Annotated in this window: 20 protein-coding genes and 1 pseudogene; 11 read left to right on the forward strand and 10 right to left on the reverse strand. The window is 34.6% G+C overall.

The genetic code is table 11. The features are described 5' to 3' along the window. The first annotated feature begins 261 nt into the window (after nucleotides 1-261). Nucleotides 262-1,071 (forward strand): alpha/beta fold hydrolase, encoded by an 810-nt coding sequence (locus AC0NJG_RS24265; RefSeq protein WP_087954011.1) that lies wholly within the window; start codon nucleotides 262-264, stop codon nucleotides 1,069-1,071. Between the two features lie 206 nt (nucleotides 1,072-1,277). Here AC0NJG_RS24265 and AC0NJG_RS24270 read toward each other — a convergent pair whose 3' ends face one another. Beyond that, a complete protein-coding gene (locus AC0NJG_RS24270; RefSeq protein ID WP_087954010.1) occupies nucleotides 1,278-3,347 on the reverse strand; it encodes an LTA synthase family protein in 2,070 nt (689 codons plus the stop codon). A 290-nt stretch (nucleotides 3,348-3,637) separates the two neighbouring features. Here AC0NJG_RS24270 and AC0NJG_RS24275 point away from each other — a divergent pair, with 290 nt between their 5' ends. After that, nucleotides 3,638-4,891, forward strand: a complete 1,254-nt coding sequence (locus tag AC0NJG_RS24275) for a glycosyltransferase family 39 protein (protein ID WP_000956217.1) — start codon at nucleotides 3,638-3,640, stop codon at nucleotides 4,889-4,891. Between the two features lie 82 nt (nucleotides 4,892-4,973). Here AC0NJG_RS24275 and AC0NJG_RS24280 read toward each other — a convergent pair. The 3 genes and pseudogenes from AC0NJG_RS24280 to AC0NJG_RS24290 form a co-directional block, all read right to left on the reverse strand. Then, a pseudogene (locus tag AC0NJG_RS24280) lies at nucleotides 4,974-5,048 on the reverse strand (DUF2196 domain-containing protein); the annotation flags it as partial. Nucleotides 5,049-5,341: 293 nt separating this feature from the next. Continuing rightward, nucleotides 5,342-5,572: a hypothetical protein gene (locus AC0NJG_RS24285; protein WP_087954009.1), complete on the reverse strand. Its 231-nt coding sequence runs from the start codon at nucleotides 5,570-5,572 to the stop codon at nucleotides 5,342-5,344. Nucleotides 5,573-5,583: 11 nt separating this feature from the next. After that, complete coding sequence (locus AC0NJG_RS24290) at nucleotides 5,584-5,880, reverse strand: DUF3986 family protein (RefSeq protein WP_087954008.1); 297 nt, start codon at nucleotides 5,878-5,880, stop codon at nucleotides 5,584-5,586. 120 nt (nucleotides 5,881-6,000) lie between these two features. Here AC0NJG_RS24290 and AC0NJG_RS24295 point away from each other — a divergent pair, with 120 nt between their 5' ends. The 3 genes from AC0NJG_RS24295 to AC0NJG_RS24305 are packed head-to-tail and all read left to right on the forward strand — an operon-like array spanning nucleotide 6,001 to nucleotide 8,595. Then, on the forward strand, nucleotides 6,001-7,008 hold the full coding sequence (locus tag AC0NJG_RS24295) for an ABC transporter substrate-binding protein (protein ID WP_142940722.1): 1,008 nt from the start codon (nucleotides 6,001-6,003) through the stop codon (nucleotides 7,006-7,008). A gap of 11 nt (nucleotides 7,009-7,019) precedes the next feature. Then, nucleotides 7,020-7,784, forward strand: a complete 765-nt coding sequence (locus AC0NJG_RS24300) for an ABC transporter ATP-binding protein (protein WP_087954007.1) — start codon at nucleotides 7,020-7,022, stop codon at nucleotides 7,782-7,784. Further along, the gene (locus AC0NJG_RS24305) at nucleotides 7,777-8,595 is read left to right on the forward strand and encodes an ABC transporter permease (protein ID WP_087954006.1); all 819 of its coding nucleotides are present in this window, start codon (nucleotides 7,777-7,779) and stop codon (nucleotides 8,593-8,595) included. Before AC0NJG_RS24300 ends, AC0NJG_RS24305 begins: the two co-directional genes overlap by 8 nt. A gap of 21 nt (nucleotides 8,596-8,616) precedes the next feature. Here AC0NJG_RS24305 and AC0NJG_RS24310 read toward each other — a convergent pair whose 3' ends face one another. From AC0NJG_RS24310 to AC0NJG_RS24325, 4 genes are all read right to left on the reverse strand, one after another. Further along, nucleotides 8,617-8,844: a hypothetical protein gene (locus AC0NJG_RS24310; RefSeq protein ID WP_000849109.1), complete on the reverse strand. Its 228-nt coding sequence runs from the start codon at nucleotides 8,842-8,844 to the stop codon at nucleotides 8,617-8,619. Between the two features lie 215 nt (nucleotides 8,845-9,059). Beyond that, a complete protein-coding gene (locus AC0NJG_RS24315) occupies nucleotides 9,060-10,175 on the reverse strand; it encodes a hypothetical protein (protein WP_087954005.1) in 1,116 nt (371 codons plus the stop codon). 169 nt (nucleotides 10,176-10,344) lie between these two features. After that, nucleotides 10,345-10,824: an antimutator 8-oxo-(dGTP/GTP)ase gene (gene mutTA, locus AC0NJG_RS24320; protein WP_474063547.1), complete on the reverse strand. Its 480-nt coding sequence runs from the start codon at nucleotides 10,822-10,824 to the stop codon at nucleotides 10,345-10,347. 84 nt (nucleotides 10,825-10,908) lie between these two features. Next, a complete protein-coding gene (locus tag AC0NJG_RS24325) occupies nucleotides 10,909-11,226 on the reverse strand; it encodes a hypothetical protein (protein ID WP_000435820.1) in 318 nt (105 codons plus the stop codon). A gap of 83 nt (nucleotides 11,227-11,309) precedes the next feature. Here AC0NJG_RS24325 and ytzI point away from each other — a divergent pair, with 83 nt between their 5' ends. From ytzI to AC0NJG_RS24350, 5 genes are all read left to right on the forward strand, one after another. After that, nucleotides 11,310-11,459, forward strand: a complete 150-nt coding sequence (gene ytzI, locus AC0NJG_RS24330; RefSeq protein ID WP_000472802.1) for a YtzI protein — start codon at nucleotides 11,310-11,312, stop codon at nucleotides 11,457-11,459. Nucleotides 11,460-11,672: 213 nt separating this feature from the next. Next, on the forward strand, nucleotides 11,673-11,903 hold the full coding sequence (locus AC0NJG_RS24335) for a YczI family protein (protein WP_071722159.1): 231 nt from the start codon (nucleotides 11,673-11,675) through the stop codon (nucleotides 11,901-11,903). Nucleotides 11,904-12,251: 348 nt separating this feature from the next. After that, nucleotides 12,252-12,485: a DUF3953 domain-containing protein gene (locus AC0NJG_RS24340; RefSeq protein ID WP_071722156.1), complete on the forward strand. Its 234-nt coding sequence runs from the start codon at nucleotides 12,252-12,254 to the stop codon at nucleotides 12,483-12,485. Between the two features lie 24 nt (nucleotides 12,486-12,509). After that, nucleotides 12,510-12,749: a hypothetical protein gene (locus AC0NJG_RS24345; protein ID WP_071722154.1), complete on the forward strand. Its 240-nt coding sequence runs from the start codon at nucleotides 12,510-12,512 to the stop codon at nucleotides 12,747-12,749. 9 nt (nucleotides 12,750-12,758) lie between these two features. Next, entirely contained in the window at nucleotides 12,759-12,989 is a 231-nt protein-coding gene (locus AC0NJG_RS24350; RefSeq protein ID WP_087954004.1) for a DUF3953 domain-containing protein, read from the forward strand. Between the two features lie 63 nt (nucleotides 12,990-13,052). On the opposite strand, the gene luxS is transcribed toward AC0NJG_RS24350, so the two are convergent. Further along, nucleotides 13,053-13,526 carry an S-ribosylhomocysteine lyase LuxS gene (gene luxS / locus AC0NJG_RS24355; RefSeq protein WP_074602366.1) on the reverse strand — a complete coding sequence of 158 codons (474 nt, stop codon included), beginning with the start codon at nucleotides 13,524-13,526 and terminating at the stop codon, nucleotides 13,053-13,055. Between the two features lie 128 nt (nucleotides 13,527-13,654). Between luxS and yidD the strand changes: the two genes are divergently transcribed. Then, nucleotides 13,655-13,891 (forward strand): membrane protein insertion efficiency factor YidD, encoded by a 237-nt coding sequence (gene yidD, locus AC0NJG_RS24360; RefSeq protein WP_000809329.1) that lies wholly within the window; start codon nucleotides 13,655-13,657, stop codon nucleotides 13,889-13,891. On the opposite strand, the gene AC0NJG_RS24365 is transcribed toward yidD, so the two are convergent. After that, complete coding sequence (locus tag AC0NJG_RS24365) at nucleotides 13,888-14,451, reverse strand: beta-class carbonic anhydrase (protein WP_000838160.1); 564 nt, start codon at nucleotides 14,449-14,451, stop codon at nucleotides 13,888-13,890. The genes yidD and AC0NJG_RS24365 overlap by 4 nt on opposite strands. Nucleotides 14,452-14,640 lie beyond the last annotated feature (189 nt).

Genomic DNA, 14,640 nt, shown 5'->3' on the forward strand with positions numbered 1-14,640 from the left:
CCCCTTCAACATAATATCGCGAAGAATACCATTTATTATAATAAATGATTTTCTTATACAAACAAAGATAAATCGAACATTTGAGGAAAATCATCCCAACATTTTGATATTTTCAGACGATATGTAATCATAAAAATTATAAACAATAATACGTATATTATGTGGGAGAGATTTTATATAAATGGTAAAAAATGAAGGAAAGCTTGGTGTCTTAATAGAACGAAATCCTACGCTCCTGGCGTATGAATAGGAGGCTCATTCATGTTTGTTACCGTCGAGAAAGATGTGCATATTTTTGTGCAAGATGTTAATCCCAGTCCTGGTAGCAAAACTGTGTTCTTCGTCCATGGTTGGCCTTTAAATCATCAAATGTACCAATATCAGCTCAACGTGTTACCACAGCACGGTTTCCGCTGCATCGCTATAGATATACGCGGAAATGGGCAGTCTGATAAACCATGGACTGGTTACACATACGATCGTTTAGCAGACGATATCGCCATCGTTTTAGAAGCACTTCAAGTCGAAAATGCTACATTAGTCGGTTTCTCAGTAGGCGGTGCCCTTTCTATTCGGTACATGTCTCGCTATAATGGTCAGCGTATTTCTAAACTTGTATTAGTCGATGCCGTTTCCCCCTCTTTCGTTAAAAATCAAGAATCTCCCTATGGTGTCCCAAAAGAACAAGCAGATACTCTCATTAATCAAATGTATGCCAATCTCCCTAAATTTTTAAATGATGTATCTTTATCATTTTTTAATAGAAACTTAGGATCTGCTACGTTAGAATGGTTTTCTTATCTCGGTATGCAGTCTGCTTCCTATGCCCTCATCAAAATATTGCAAGCAGCTGCAAATGAAGATGTAACAAAAGATTTAAGTAAAATTAACGTGCCAACAAAAATATTCCACGGTATTCACGATCAACTTATCTCATACAAAAGCGCTGAACTTACACAAAAACGGATTAAAAATTCTCAGTTACATCCTCTCACCAACAGTGGTCACGGCTCCCCAATCGATCAAGCGGATGAACTAAACGAAGAACTTATAAAGTTTTTGCATTCATAAAAACCTATGCCAAATCGTATCGATAGGAACGTAGTTTTCAAAAACGTTAAAATTCACACATTTCTCACAAATCAACTAATACAACGATTACATTTTCATTTATACTAAATGTACAAGTAATACTCCCTAAACCCAGCTTGTCTGGTTACCCCGTTAAATACTATAAAAAAGAACTTGTATCTTTATACAAGTTCTTTTTGTTTCTTTTATTTAAAAAGGATATCTTTACTATATTGATTTCCGACGAGTAAATCATATTGGAGCATTTTATATTGCTCTAACATTTCTTTTTGTTTCTTTGTTAAATCATTGATTACTTCTCCATTTTTATCAACTTTTAATTCATCTCTAAGCACCGGTATTTCCTTGTAAAATTCGGATAAAAATTGATAAAATAAGGATTTATTTAATCCTGCATAATCAAAAATAAGATTAGAAAAATAAATTGGACTTACTACACCTAAATTATCATTTGGCATATCAAAGTTTGCGTACATTAATAGCGGCGTTTGCGCCATCGCTAAACGTTCATTCGGTGTTTTTTCATTCGTTATATACCCATTTTCTTTATAAAAAGATTTATTTGTTCCTAATGATGGAAGATGATCTCCAAAAAATACTAATAATGTAGGTCTATCTAAATTATCTAGTTGTTCTATTAAATATTGAAGGGCCTCATCTGAACGTCTTAACCCTTCTGCATACGTCTCTAATTCTCCCTTTGATTCTTCATTTTCTAGCCCGCTAATTTCTATTAGGTTTTCACCAAATCGTCCCTCTGTAAATGGAAAATGATTTTGCATCGTAACTGCATGAATAAATGTAGGTTGTTTTTGTTTCTCTAACTCAGCAATTATCTCTTTACTCATCGCTAAATCACTAATATAATCTCCATCAATATCTACATTTTCCATCGTATCCTCTGCATTAAACTTATCAAACCCTAACACTCTGTATACGTCATCGCGTTTGAAAAATGAGCGACCAAATGAATGAATTGCACTTGTGTAATAACCTTCTTTTTTCAACGCCGTAGGAATTGATGGAATTTCTTTTTTATTTATAACGACCTGTTGATATGGTATAGAACCTGGCTTTAACAAACTCATTGAATAACTCGTTAACGCTTCAAATTCGACATTCGCCGTATTACCTCCAAATGTAGGAGAAATAGTTTGTCCACCAGGAAAATTTTCTATATAATGATGCAAATTTGGTACAGGATCTTCACTAAAAGAAAGATTTGTTACTTTCGTCGGATCCCAAAACGATTCACTCATTACAAAAATAATATTCGGTTTCTCTTTTTTCTTTTGATTCCCTATATTTCCACTATATTGTTGTTTTATATCGTTTGCAATTTGAAGCATATTTTCTTTAGAATAATTTTTTGGTTTTTCCATAACTGTTGTATCTAAATTGCTAATAAACCCAAGTACAAAACCATTTGAAGCATAGTTCTCATTTTGATCCCACAAAACAAAATCTACACCTGATTTTTGAAATACTTTATTCATAAATGTGTTCGCAAAATTACCGTACGCATATAGAACAAAAATAGATCCTACTACTAATAAGGCTCTTATTCCTAGATGAATCTTTACATTTTGAATATACCTTCTCATATATATCCCTGCTACAATACAAGCCACGATACTTAAGATAATGACAAAAATATAACCCCAGCTAAAATAGTCCATCACCATCGGTATAACAGATTGCATATGCATAATTTGTGTGAAATCAGAAGGATACAGCGGATCACCTCTAAAAATAAGCTTTAAATAATTCACAATGCCTAAAATGACTAACGTACAGCTCGTTAAAATCATACTTAGAAAAACCTTGCCTATTAAATTATAAACAAGAATGTATATTGCATAAATTGCTACAAAACTTAATATAAACTGCATGTTATAAAAGTAAATCCAATTCATTGCCTCTATGAAACTCATATTAACTTGCATGACAATATAAAATAACGCTACTGTATGAGCTAGTAAAAATAATATAAAATGCACTCGTAGGGATGCCCTAAGTATAGACATCTCTTTTTTATTAAAATGTGAAATATAAAATGTTATGCCCCATATGAAAATCATCATAACAATTAAAACAAGATTTTGATTTAAATGAGCTTTCATTATGTCTAAATTAAAAACCTTTAAAATCATAAACAGCATAGTTATTACTAATAAAGTCACCATACTACTTATAATACTAGAAATTAATATATTTCTTTTTGGAAGATCAAAAAGTGTAGAACCATACTTCAATTCATTCCCTCGTTTCTATGTCTTAATTTCCCCCGCATCGAAAGAACTATTTCTATTAAAATAACATATATGACATATTTCGTCTGCATACTTGCTTCTATCATAAATGTATTGTCTTAATATTCCCTTAATCACCAGTTAAATTGTAGCATACAAATTACTCATTCTTGAAAAACTTAATTTCAGCATTCCACTTTATGATATAATAACTATGTTTTGGAAATCCTTAATACTATTAACGATTTCACATGAAAATACGAAAGAATTAATAAAAAAGGAGTTGCTCATTTTTGCTTACTAAGTTTAAGAGTTTGCCTAAAGCGGTATATGCAATTTTGGCGCTTTCTTTCCTGTTGCACGTTTTTTGTTTAGTAAAACAGCCAGGATTAGATGGAGAGTTAGTCAAAGTAACATATGGTGCAAATGATGCCTTTAACTATTCGTTAACAGCTGAACAACTATTAAAACATGGTGTATTTGGTTATGTGTATTTAGAACCTAGTGAAGTTCCAGGGAAAAATGCATATATTACACCAGGTCAGCCATTACTATTAGCTGGCGCTATGATTATTTCTGATATTACATCAATTCCTTACTATTACGTAGCAACTGTTATTAACATGATCATGAACCTTTGCACAGTGCTATTAGTATTCTTAATAGGAAAAGAATTGTTCGAAAAAAACATTTATGGAATTGTTGCAAGTATTTTATATGCTATTTATCCAAGTAACTATACATACTTCCGTACATTGCTAACAGAAGTTCCATCCATATTCTTATTGGCGTTATGTGTATATGTATTTGTTCTCGCATGGAAATACAATAAAGTGAAATTCCATATATGGTTTGGAATTGTCGTTTCAATTTTACTTATGTTCCGTCCAAATCCAGCTCCAATGATGCTCATTCCTGTTCTTGTTGTGTTATTTACATATGGATTTAAAGACTCCATTCGAATCGGATTGTTATGGTTTATCGGACCTTTCTTTATTATTGGTGCATGGGTTGTTCGTAACTATTTAGCACTCAACCAATTTATTTTATTCTCAACCCAAGGTGCTGATCCACTAATTGCCGGTGCTGATCCATTTAATAAAATTGGATATGAAAATATAGTAAACGAAATGAGAGCCAAAGGCTTAGATGACAAAGGGGCATACGCAAAAGAATTAATCAAGAACGGCTTTAAGACGGACTTCACTTATTGGTTCTCTTGGTTCACTGTCGGTAAAACAATTGAATTATTCAAAACAGCTCCTGCTGTAGATCAATACCGTATTCACAACTTTATGCAACTATGTCATAGAGTGTTTATTATCGGTACATTCTTGAGCAGCTTCTGCTTCATGCTAAATTCATTTAAACATAAACGCGTTATGATGCTAGTAGCAAGTTCTATTATTTACATTATCTTCTCAAACTTATTCTTAGCAATTAATCGCTATGGATTTTTCATTAATCCCCTTATGTGCTTAATTCTTGCATACGGATTAATTCACATTGTGCAGAAGCTTCCATTCTTCCGCACTAACCAAGCATAATAAGAAAGAGGTCGTCCAAAAATGGACGACCTCTTTCTTATTACCCCACACTTTGCACACAGCCAATTTGTCCATTCTGTAATCACACTTTAATTCCGTATGTATGTGTTTCTGTATTTGTCAAAATATCTTTCACAACACTACTCACTATTTTACTTATAACTGCAAGTTTTTTACAACTATTACTATAACGAAAAGAACCCGCCCCCACCTAACTTCTTTGCTTTCGCTGCATTTTGAGGTGGGGGGCGGGCTGCCCGTTAAAGTGGGATAAAGTGAAACTTTAATCAGTGGGGGTTTTCTTCATCCCCCACTGATTATTAGTTGAACCAATCGGACTTTTATGGGCAGTTGATCCCCCATCTAACTTCTTTGTTTTCGCTGCATTTTGAGGTGGGGGTCTTACTGCCCGTTAAAGTGGGATAAAAGAGAAAATCATTAGCATGTGTATTATATAAAAGGAAACAGCCATATTTTCCATACGATACATACGAGTACAATAACTACAAAATCAAAAAGATCTAATCTCGGTCCTTTTTTCATATTCATCTCTAGCCACAAATGAAGCCATTTTATTTTTGTGTATTTTTGGATGTTTTTCTTTGCAAATCGGTAAATGAGCACTTGCATAATAAAAAATCCGACTACAAAAATAAACAAGAAAATGAGAAAATCGACCACAAAATTCCTCCTTATTTTTGCAGCGATTTTTCTACGATATGATTTTTCAAAACCCACTCTTCAAATTGGGCACTTCCCAATTCCCAGCTAAGATCACGAGCATGTACAGAAAAAACGTAATAGCCAGCGTATTCGTCCATAAATCTCCCCGTCTCGATCCCATCTTTCTGAAGACCATATGCTCCAAAATTAAAATACACATCCCACACGTCTTCATTCTTCCGCTTATAAGCAATCGATTCCATATCACATTCTGTTCCGAAATAATCAAGATGTAAATGTACGCTATCATCATATTCGTACTCCATTTTATCACCCCTTATATTTGTACTTCTTTATCCCCAAAAAAATTCCTGCTATCTACACTCACATATGGGCACTTACCTACATATCATGCTTGTAGAGTGACTTCTAGGAGGTGTTATATAGTGAAAAAATTAATAGCTGTTTTTTGTATCATGTTACTAGCTGTCTTCACATTTATTGCTTGCAGTAGTAAAAAAGAAGATACGAAAAAACAAACTCAAAACGTTCGCGTCGGCGAAGTTACCCATTCTCTCTTCTATGCCCCGTTATATGTCGGGATTGAAAAAGGATTTTTTAAAGAGGAAGGATTAAATATTGACCTTCAAACGACAGCTGGCGGAGATAAAACGATGACCGCCTTATTATCTGGCGGGATTGATATTGCTCTCGTCGGTTCTGAAACGTCCATTTACGTTCATCAACAAGGCGCAAAAGACCCTGTCATTAACTTCGCACAACTTACACAAACAGATGGAACATTTTTAGTTTCGCGTAAAAAATTAGACTCTTTTAATTGGAATGACGTAAAAGGTGTTACATTTTTAGGACAGCGTAAAGGCGGCATGCCACAAATGGTTGGAGAATACGTTTTAAAGAAAAATGGCATTGATCCTCACAAAGATACAAACTTAATTCAAAACATCGAATTTGCTAACATTGCAAATGCCTACGCATCTGGTACGGGAGAATTTGTCCAGCTCTTTGAACCGACTGCAAGTATATTCGAAAAAGAAGGAAAAGGTTATATCGTCGCTTCGTTCGGAAATGAATCTGGTACTGTTCCGTATACATCGTTCATGGCAAAGGAAAGTTTCTTAAAGAAAGATAAAGCTGCTGCTGAAAAATTCACACGGGCGCTCTATAAAGCGCAACAATGGGTTGATACTCATAGTCCAGAAGAGATTGCTGATGCCGTTTCTCCGTTATTTAAAGACACTTCAAAAGACATTACAGTAAAAGTAATTGAACGGTATAAAAAGCAACATTCTTATGCGACAAATCCGCTATTAGATGCTGAAGAATGGAAACAGCTCCAAACGATTATGAAAGACGCTGGCGAATTACAAAAAGAAGTTCCACATGAAGCGCTCGTCAATACAAAAATTGCCGAGAGCGTTATTAAGAAATAGAGGCGAAGTGTATGAGCTTTTTACAAATACGTAACGTTTCTCACTGCTTTTTCGCAAAAGAGAATGCCAAATTAATTCTCGAAGATATGAGTTTACAAGCGGAAGAAGGCGAATTCATTTCGATACTCGGTCCAAGTGGTTGCGGCAAAACGACACTCCTCTCCATTATTGCCGGGCTGCTTGATCCAATTGAGGGTATCGTCTTTTTAGATGGCGAGCCCATTACAACGAAAACTTCATCTATGGGGTATATGTTGCAGCAAGACTACTTGTTTCCTTGGAAGACAATTGAAGAAAATATTATGCTCGGACTTCATATCCGAAACATTTACGATGAACAGACGAAAGAACATACTTTACAGCTTTTAAAGCAAGTCGGTCTACATGATGTAGAGCAGCAATATCCTCGTGAACTATCCGGTGGTATGCGTCAACGTGCCGCCCTCGTTCGAACGTTAGCGACCGACCCAAAAATTTTATTGCTAGATGAACCTTTTTCGGCGCTCGATTATCAAACGAAATTGAAACTAGAAGATCTCGTTTTCAGCTTACTACACAAATATAAGAAAACTTCACTACTCGTGACACATGATATTGAAGAAGCCATTGCGATGAGTGATCGTATTTATTTACTGCAAGCGAATCCTGGAAAAATTGCAAAAACATTTATCGTCCCAGAAAGCATACGTTCCCTATCACCGTTAGAATCACGCCACCACCATGACTTCCCATCCCTCTTCCAAAATATATGGAAGGAGCTGGAGCGTCTTGGATAATATAAAACAACTACATGAACGGTTTCGGAAGAAAGAACGCAGGCGCGCATGGTTAGCACGCTCTTTGCAGCTTTTACTACTCATTCTTTTCTTTGCACTATGGGAAATCGCTAGCAAAAAAGAATGGATTGATCCTTTACTCTTTAGCTCTCCTTCAAGCATTTGGGAGCTCTTCCTTAGTAAATGGATGGATGGTTCGCTTTGGGTTCACATATGGACGACATTACTTGAAACGGGAGTAGGCTTCATTCTTGGAACAGTGCTCGGAGCTATTATCGCTACTTTCCTTTGGTGGCTACCACTTCTCGCCCGCGTACTCGATCCATATCTCGTCGTCCTAAACGCCATGCCAAAAGTAGCACTTGGTCCGATTATCATTGTAATCTTCGGTCCAAATATTTCTTCGTCGATTGCAATGGGAGTAATCATTTCCATCATCATTACCATTCTCGTTATTTACAGCGCATTTCAAGAAGTCGATTCTAACTATATAAAAGTGATGGACACATTTGGTGCAAATAAATGGCAATGTTATAAACAAGTCGTTCTCCCTGCATCTTTCCCAGCTATTATTTCAACGTTAAAAGTGAACGTTGGATTATCGTGGGTCGGTGTTATATTCGGCGAACTTCTCGTCTCTAAACAAGGCCTTGGCTACTTAATTAGCTATGGATTCCAAGTATTTAATTTCACACTTGTCTTACTGAGCGTACTACTCACGTGCGTCCTCGCAACACTTATGTATGTGTTTGTTGAGGCATTTGAAAAACTTCTAATTGGAAAACGAAAAAAAGCTGACTTAGGGCAATAGACTATAGTCAGCTTCTTTCTTTTACTTTTTATCACACATCTTTGTTTCATTTTTAACGTTTCCATCCGCAACCGTAACTGTATGGAAACAATCTTTCACACGTACTGTAACGACATTATCTTTTCGATCTATCACATGATAATCATTAAACTTTTTATCCAATGCACTACGAATTTGCTCCCCTTCAAAAATCGGAAAACCGTGAGACATTACCCAAATGAGACCAGCGACAGCAAGAATCGTTTTCATACGTTTCATTACCTCCTCGAGAGTAAACTTATAGTCCCTATAACACGCGCATTATAATTGTGTCTAAATTGTGACATTTTTATACTAATTCTATTTTATAATGATAGTTCCTTCTTCTTTTTTGGTAAAAATACAGAATTTTCAATTTTATAAACATAAAAAACGTAAAGAACTAAAATTCTTTACGTTTTGTTAGCTAACATATATAACTCTCATTAGTTTCCACTGTATTGTTCTATCGTTTTCGAAACATCATATAATCCCGACAACACTTCCGCTCTCATTTTTACAAGCTCAGGGAATTGATAGAAAAAGGCGATTTTTTTATACTTTAACTCCGATCCTTCTTTCACCTTTTTTGAATCTTGTAAAATAAATGCTGTAAACGTATCTGCAATATCTTCCGCTACATTTGTCGTTCCATACTGTGATACAAACTCATCATGTTTTTCTTTAAAAAATGCAATTTGCGTTTCTTCATTTTCTTCTACTTTCTTTTCTGCCCACTCCTGCTCAATAGGCTTCCAGAAAGAATTATAAAATTGATTAATATAAGAGGTTTTCTTTGCACATCCCTCTTGTAAGAAAAGATTTCCACATTTATTTCGGTACATTGAAATATCTTTATCCTCTTCAAAATCCTTTACATAGTTTTCATCTACTGGTATTTGCTTATGCCCGAGCGTCAATACGTGAGCCGTCTCATGAATTAATGTTTTCATCACTTCATCGATATTCACCGCAGAATCAAGTGTATCTAAGCTAAGAGTCCATTCTTTCGGATTCTCTATACTAGGCATAACGTGAGCAACAACACCGTCATAACCATCCGTTATTAGATCAAATTCTGTTATATTCCCGCGATATTTTGCTGGAATGAGCGTGCGATACATATCCCATAAATCTTCATGATACCCTCTATCTTGACGTTGTTGTAGCACCTCTTCTTTCGCTTCTTTATCATCAGCAAATACTTTATTTAAACGTTTCCGTTCTATTTTTTCAAAATAAGGATCTACAATTTCATCACCATCAATATAATAAGAAGCTAAAAAGAAGTAATTTTCATCATCATCTTCTTTTTTCTGCTCTGCCTTTTTCATATCTGCACTTTCATGCTCTTCTATTTCATAATCTTCTACTGCTTCAAGCTCAGATAATCCATCTATTTTTTCATATGCTTTTTGAAGTTTCTTATCTCCTATTTCCACACATTCTTCGTCTGTTTTACACACTTCTTTTTCTTTCACACTCTTCATAGAACTTTCGCATCCTGCTAGTAAGCCGATTGCAACGATAACCCCTACTAACTTGCCATACAGTCTCTTCATACATTCCTCCATCAATACATTCTACAAACATATAATAATCATTTTTTAACAAATATGCGATAATGAATTATAAAAACTGTAAGGAGGTTTCCAGAAAGTTTATCAGCGATTTTTGAAATATATCGACTTACCGACAAAAATTGACAAACAAAAAAAGAAACCGGCTACTTTACTTCGTAAAACAGCCGATTTCTTCTATATGTTTCATCGTACGCGCCAATACATCGTCGCGCATTATAAAGCTAAATTTTCTATCCGTTTTAATGTTTTCAGGAATGTCTGTTAATAAAACAGATCCTTTCGTTTCTTCGTAATGCGTATGTTCTTCTACCGCACTAATTGTTGCAAAATAAATGTTTTTAATGATTATTTTGTCTTTTCCAGATACTTTATATTGTCCTAAGTAAGTTAAATCAGAAACTATGCCGCCGGTTTCTTCATGAACCTCTCGAACTGCCGCTTCTTCCGGTGTTTCCCCTAGTTCTACTTTTCCACCTGGAAATTCAAGACCGCGACGTAAATGATGCGTTAATAACCATTGATTCCCGTACCGGCATACAACCCAAACATGCTTTGGCTCAGGAGAAAATGGGTAACGTTCAAACGATAATTGTACAGTGTTGTGGTAATAATCTTTAAATTTGTACATGCCATTACTCCCCTATTGATGGTTACAAGTTTTTCCTACCACAAATTGTAGCATATTCTCGCTTTTCTGCATAATATTATCCAATTATAATCCATTGATTATTCCCATTTGCGCGACTAATTCTTTCGTCTCATGATTTCCTAAATCGTAAATCATTTTATATGCTTTTTGTAGTTGTTCATCATATCGGTCATTATTAGAATCGTGATGATACTCAACAAATGGAACGTGGGAGCGTACAAATGACCCTAAATCCTCTACATATGCTTGATCGAAGTACTCTCTTAACTCCGTAATTTCCTCATCATTTGCGGAAATCTCAAAATTATACGTATCCGCTGTCTTCACTTGTGAAATTTGACCGTTTCCTATTGATATATAATATGTTTTTTTCTGCTCCATGTAACACCCTTCTTTCATCCTTTTTATTTCTATTGTTTTCATCAATTACAAAATTATGTAAAATAAAGAAAAGGAGGGATTCCATGTTTAAAATATTAATTATCGGTATTATCATCGTCCTAGTCATATTAGTACTCTCCGTCATGACGATTAATAAAGGCTACGCTTATAAACATTCCGTCGATAAACCAGAAGATAACCCGTATACAAAAAATAGCAAGAAGAATTCATAATACGCTTCGTATACTACTACTTATTTTAGCCCACATCATATTCAGTATTCGTTTACTAGCAGGTCAACATAACTTTCTATCACTTTCACAATTTCTATTAGGAACTTTCATACTCCTCATTACCTTTGAACAAATAAAGAAAAAAGATTCAGGAACCGAATTTATTTAGATTTTCCTTATCATTAGCTATATAAAATAACAGGGGGGATATATATGCTAAAAGGATTACAGATTACTTTTGCACTCATTGCATTATGTATAGTAATCTACGGATATTTTACTGGTAATAGAGAAATGATGCCTTATATGTTCATTTTCTTAGGATTAATGGCTTTCACTATAGGACTAGGAGAAATAAAACAAGACAGAAAATCTAGTGGTATACTTGCTTTTCTCGCTGGATCTGGCGCTTTATTTCTTAGCTTCTCAGAAATATTCCGGTAAATAATCTATTTAAGGGGGGAATTACATGCTAACTGGTTTACGGATTGTTTTAGGACTTTTCACGCTTCTCATACTCTCTCTTTGCACTTATATCCAGATTACCGATCGTTTCTCACTTCTCCCATACGTACAATTTATTCTCAGTTGTTTCTTTATTCTTGTCGGAATTAACGAAATTATATCCGGACGAAAATCCATGAGCATTCCGTTTTTTTTCGTCTCTATTCTTACGCTCTTCGTTCTCATATCAAACTAACTTCGCTACGTATAGAATAAAATCTTGAGCAATTTAGCATTTACAAACACGTAATAAAATAGAGGATGATTTTTTAAAAAGGGGAGATTTATATGCTAAAAACATTACGAATTATATCCACCCTTATCGTCATCGCTCTCGCTCTATTTGAAATGTTTACTAACGCACTTATTATAATGCCCTATACCCTCATCGCTTTATCCATTATGACCTTCATCATGAGCGCAGAAGAAAAACAGAAACAAAAGAAAGTATATAGTACACTCGCCTTCTTTTCTAGCGTATTCATTTTAATCGTTGCTATTATAATTTTTGTCTCTCAATAACTATCTTTCTACTAGGAGGTTCAAATGCATATAAGAAAATTACAGCTAACCATCGTTTTTACTACTTTGATCTTATGTTTATACAGCACATTTACAATGAACTTTCAAATCCTTTCACCTATCATTTTGTTCCTTTTTAGTTTATATGGCATTTTAGTAGGCATTGAGACAATTCAAAAACAACAAAAGCAAATTGGAGTCATTAGCATCGGTTTAAGCATGTTTACAATTATTTTTGTTATTCCATTTATACTGTTCTACTAAAGGAGGATTATGTTTAAAAACACTCGAATTATACTCGCAACAATTGCCCTCATCCTCGCTATATTTAGCCTCTTTGCAAATATCTCTATACTTTTGTCATTCGTATTTATCCTTTTAAGTATTATGTTTCTCCTTTTTGGAATCGATGAAATAAAAGAGCAGCAAAAAGCAAAAACATTTGTTTATTTTCTCGGTTCTGCTTTTGTTTTATATGTTGGAGTGTCTAGTTTATTTTTATAAAAAAGAAGAATATGGTGACTCTTAACAAAATAAAAAAACTGCCCTTTCACAGGCAGTTTTTCTTTATCCAAATACTTTCTCAAGTTCCTCTTTATCTTGGCTTAACCAGAAGTTCATTAAGCGTTTTGCTCCTTCTAAATCGTGAAGCTTCGCTTGACCACATTGCGTTTCATTTGCAGCTGGAATTTCTGTAATTTGAACCGCATCTTTTAATGTTAGTTCTAATAAATCAATAATTTCTCGAACTGTCGGTGTTCCGCTTACTACAAGGTAGTATCCTGTTTGGCAGCCCATTGGTGAAATATCGATAATATCGAAATGCGGATAACGATCAATATATTTACGTAAATTAAATGCTAATAAATGTTCTAACGTATGAATAACATCTGGTTTCATTGCTTGTTTATTCGGTTGGCAAAAACGAATATCAAATTTATTTACAATACCGTCACTACCTACATTGTGAACTCCGCAATGTCTTACATAAGGTGCCTTTACAATCGTATGATCTAATTCAAAGCTTTCTACTGATGGCATACAACATCTCTCCCGCTTTTAATTTAATTCCGTTATATCCAATATGATATAACGGAAATGCACATTAGTAAAGTATTATGTACAGTCGTGCTATAATACTTTAAGAATATGCTGAAAAGGAGATCGTTATGAAACAGATTTTTATTGGGATTATACGCTTTTATCAAAAGTTCATTTCTCCGATGACACCACCAACTTGCCGCTTTTATCCAACTTGTTCTCATTACGGATTAGAGGCGTTTCAAAAGCATGGCGCATTCAAAGGCTTTTGGCTTACTTGTAAGCGTATATTAAAATGTCACCCTTTCCATCCAGGAGGATTTGATCCTGTCCCAGATAAAAAGGATGACAAAGTACATTCTTAATTTTCGTAACCATTCACAACTAAATCTAATTTTCCTGTATCAGGATCGATAACAAGACCGTGAACAGGTACTTCTTCCGGAAGTAATGGGTGGTTGCGAAGTACTGATACGCTATGTTCTACACTTTCTTCCACACTAGAGAAACCGCGCAAGAATTGTTCTAAATCGATTCCAGAATAACGAAGCATATCTAATTTCTCTTCTGTTATACCGCGTTCTTTCATTTTCTCAATCGTACTGCTTGCTTGAATTTTTGCCATACCACAATCATGGTGACCAACTACACATACTTCATCAGCGCCAAGTTCATATACAGCGACTAAAATACTACGCATAATACTTCCAAATGGATGTGAAATAACAGCGCCTGCTACTTTAATAATTTTCACATCGCCGTTACGCATATTCATCGCTTTCGGCAATAGTTCAACAAGTCTTGTATCCATACAAGAAATAATTACCATCTTTTTGTTTGGAAATTTCCCCGCTACAAACTCTTCATACTTTTTCTCTTCAACAAATTTCTCATTGTATTGCAAAATCTCTTCTAATGACTTCATAGTAAGGAACCCTCTTTTCTCTCGTTTACACTACATGAATAGTGTACCAAAATATGAAAAACACAAAAAGGATATCGCTTTATAGTAAAAATAAGATATTTTCAGATAATCGACATAATTCTTTCAAAATATACACACAGCTTTGTAACAAGTCTCACATACTTTAAACGCATTTTCACTATAAACTGA

Source organism: Bacillus sp. SSR7 (assembly GCF_055902415.1).

Coding starts and splice junctions, on each gene's coding strand:
- AC0NJG_RS24265 (WP_087954011.1), top strand. CDS start 262: ATGTTTGTTACCGTCGAGAAAGATGTGCATATTTTTGTGCAAGATGTT.
- AC0NJG_RS24290 (WP_087954008.1), bottom strand. CDS start 5,880: ATGGAGTACGAATATGATGATAGCGTACATTTACATCTTGATTATTTC.
- AC0NJG_RS24300 (WP_087954007.1), top strand. CDS start 7,020: ATGAGCTTTTTACAAATACGTAACGTTTCTCACTGCTTTTTCGCAAAA.
- AC0NJG_RS24310 (WP_000849109.1), bottom strand. CDS start 8,844: ATGAAAACGATTCTTGCTGTCGCTGGTCTCATTTGGGTAATGTCTCAC.
- AC0NJG_RS24315 (WP_087954005.1), bottom strand. CDS start 10,175: ATGAAGAGACTGTATGGCAAGTTAGTAGGGGTTATCGTTGCAATCGGC.
- mutTA (WP_474063547.1), bottom strand. CDS start 10,824: ATGTACAAATTTAAAGATTATTACCACAACACTGTACAATTATCGTTT.
- AC0NJG_RS24325 (WP_000435820.1), bottom strand. CDS start 11,226: ATGGAGCAGAAAAAAACATATTATATATCAATAGGAAACGGTCAAATT.
- ytzI (WP_000472802.1), top strand. CDS start 11,310: ATGTTTAAAATATTAATTATCGGTATTATCATCGTCCTAGTCATATTA.
- AC0NJG_RS24335 (WP_071722159.1), top strand. CDS start 11,673: ATGCTAAAAGGATTACAGATTACTTTTGCACTCATTGCATTATGTATA.
- AC0NJG_RS24340 (WP_071722156.1), top strand. CDS start 12,252: ATGCTAAAAACATTACGAATTATATCCACCCTTATCGTCATCGCTCTC.
- AC0NJG_RS24345 (WP_071722154.1), top strand. CDS start 12,510: ATGCATATAAGAAAATTACAGCTAACCATCGTTTTTACTACTTTGATC.
- AC0NJG_RS24350 (WP_087954004.1), top strand. CDS start 12,759: ATGTTTAAAAACACTCGAATTATACTCGCAACAATTGCCCTCATCCTC.
- luxS (WP_074602366.1), bottom strand. CDS start 13,526: ATGCCATCAGTAGAAAGCTTTGAATTAGATCATACGATTGTAAAGGCA.
- yidD (WP_000809329.1), top strand. CDS start 13,655: ATGAAACAGATTTTTATTGGGATTATACGCTTTTATCAAAAGTTCATT.
- AC0NJG_RS24365 (WP_000838160.1), bottom strand. CDS start 14,451: ATGAAGTCATTAGAAGAGATTTTGCAATACAATGAGAAATTTGTTGAA.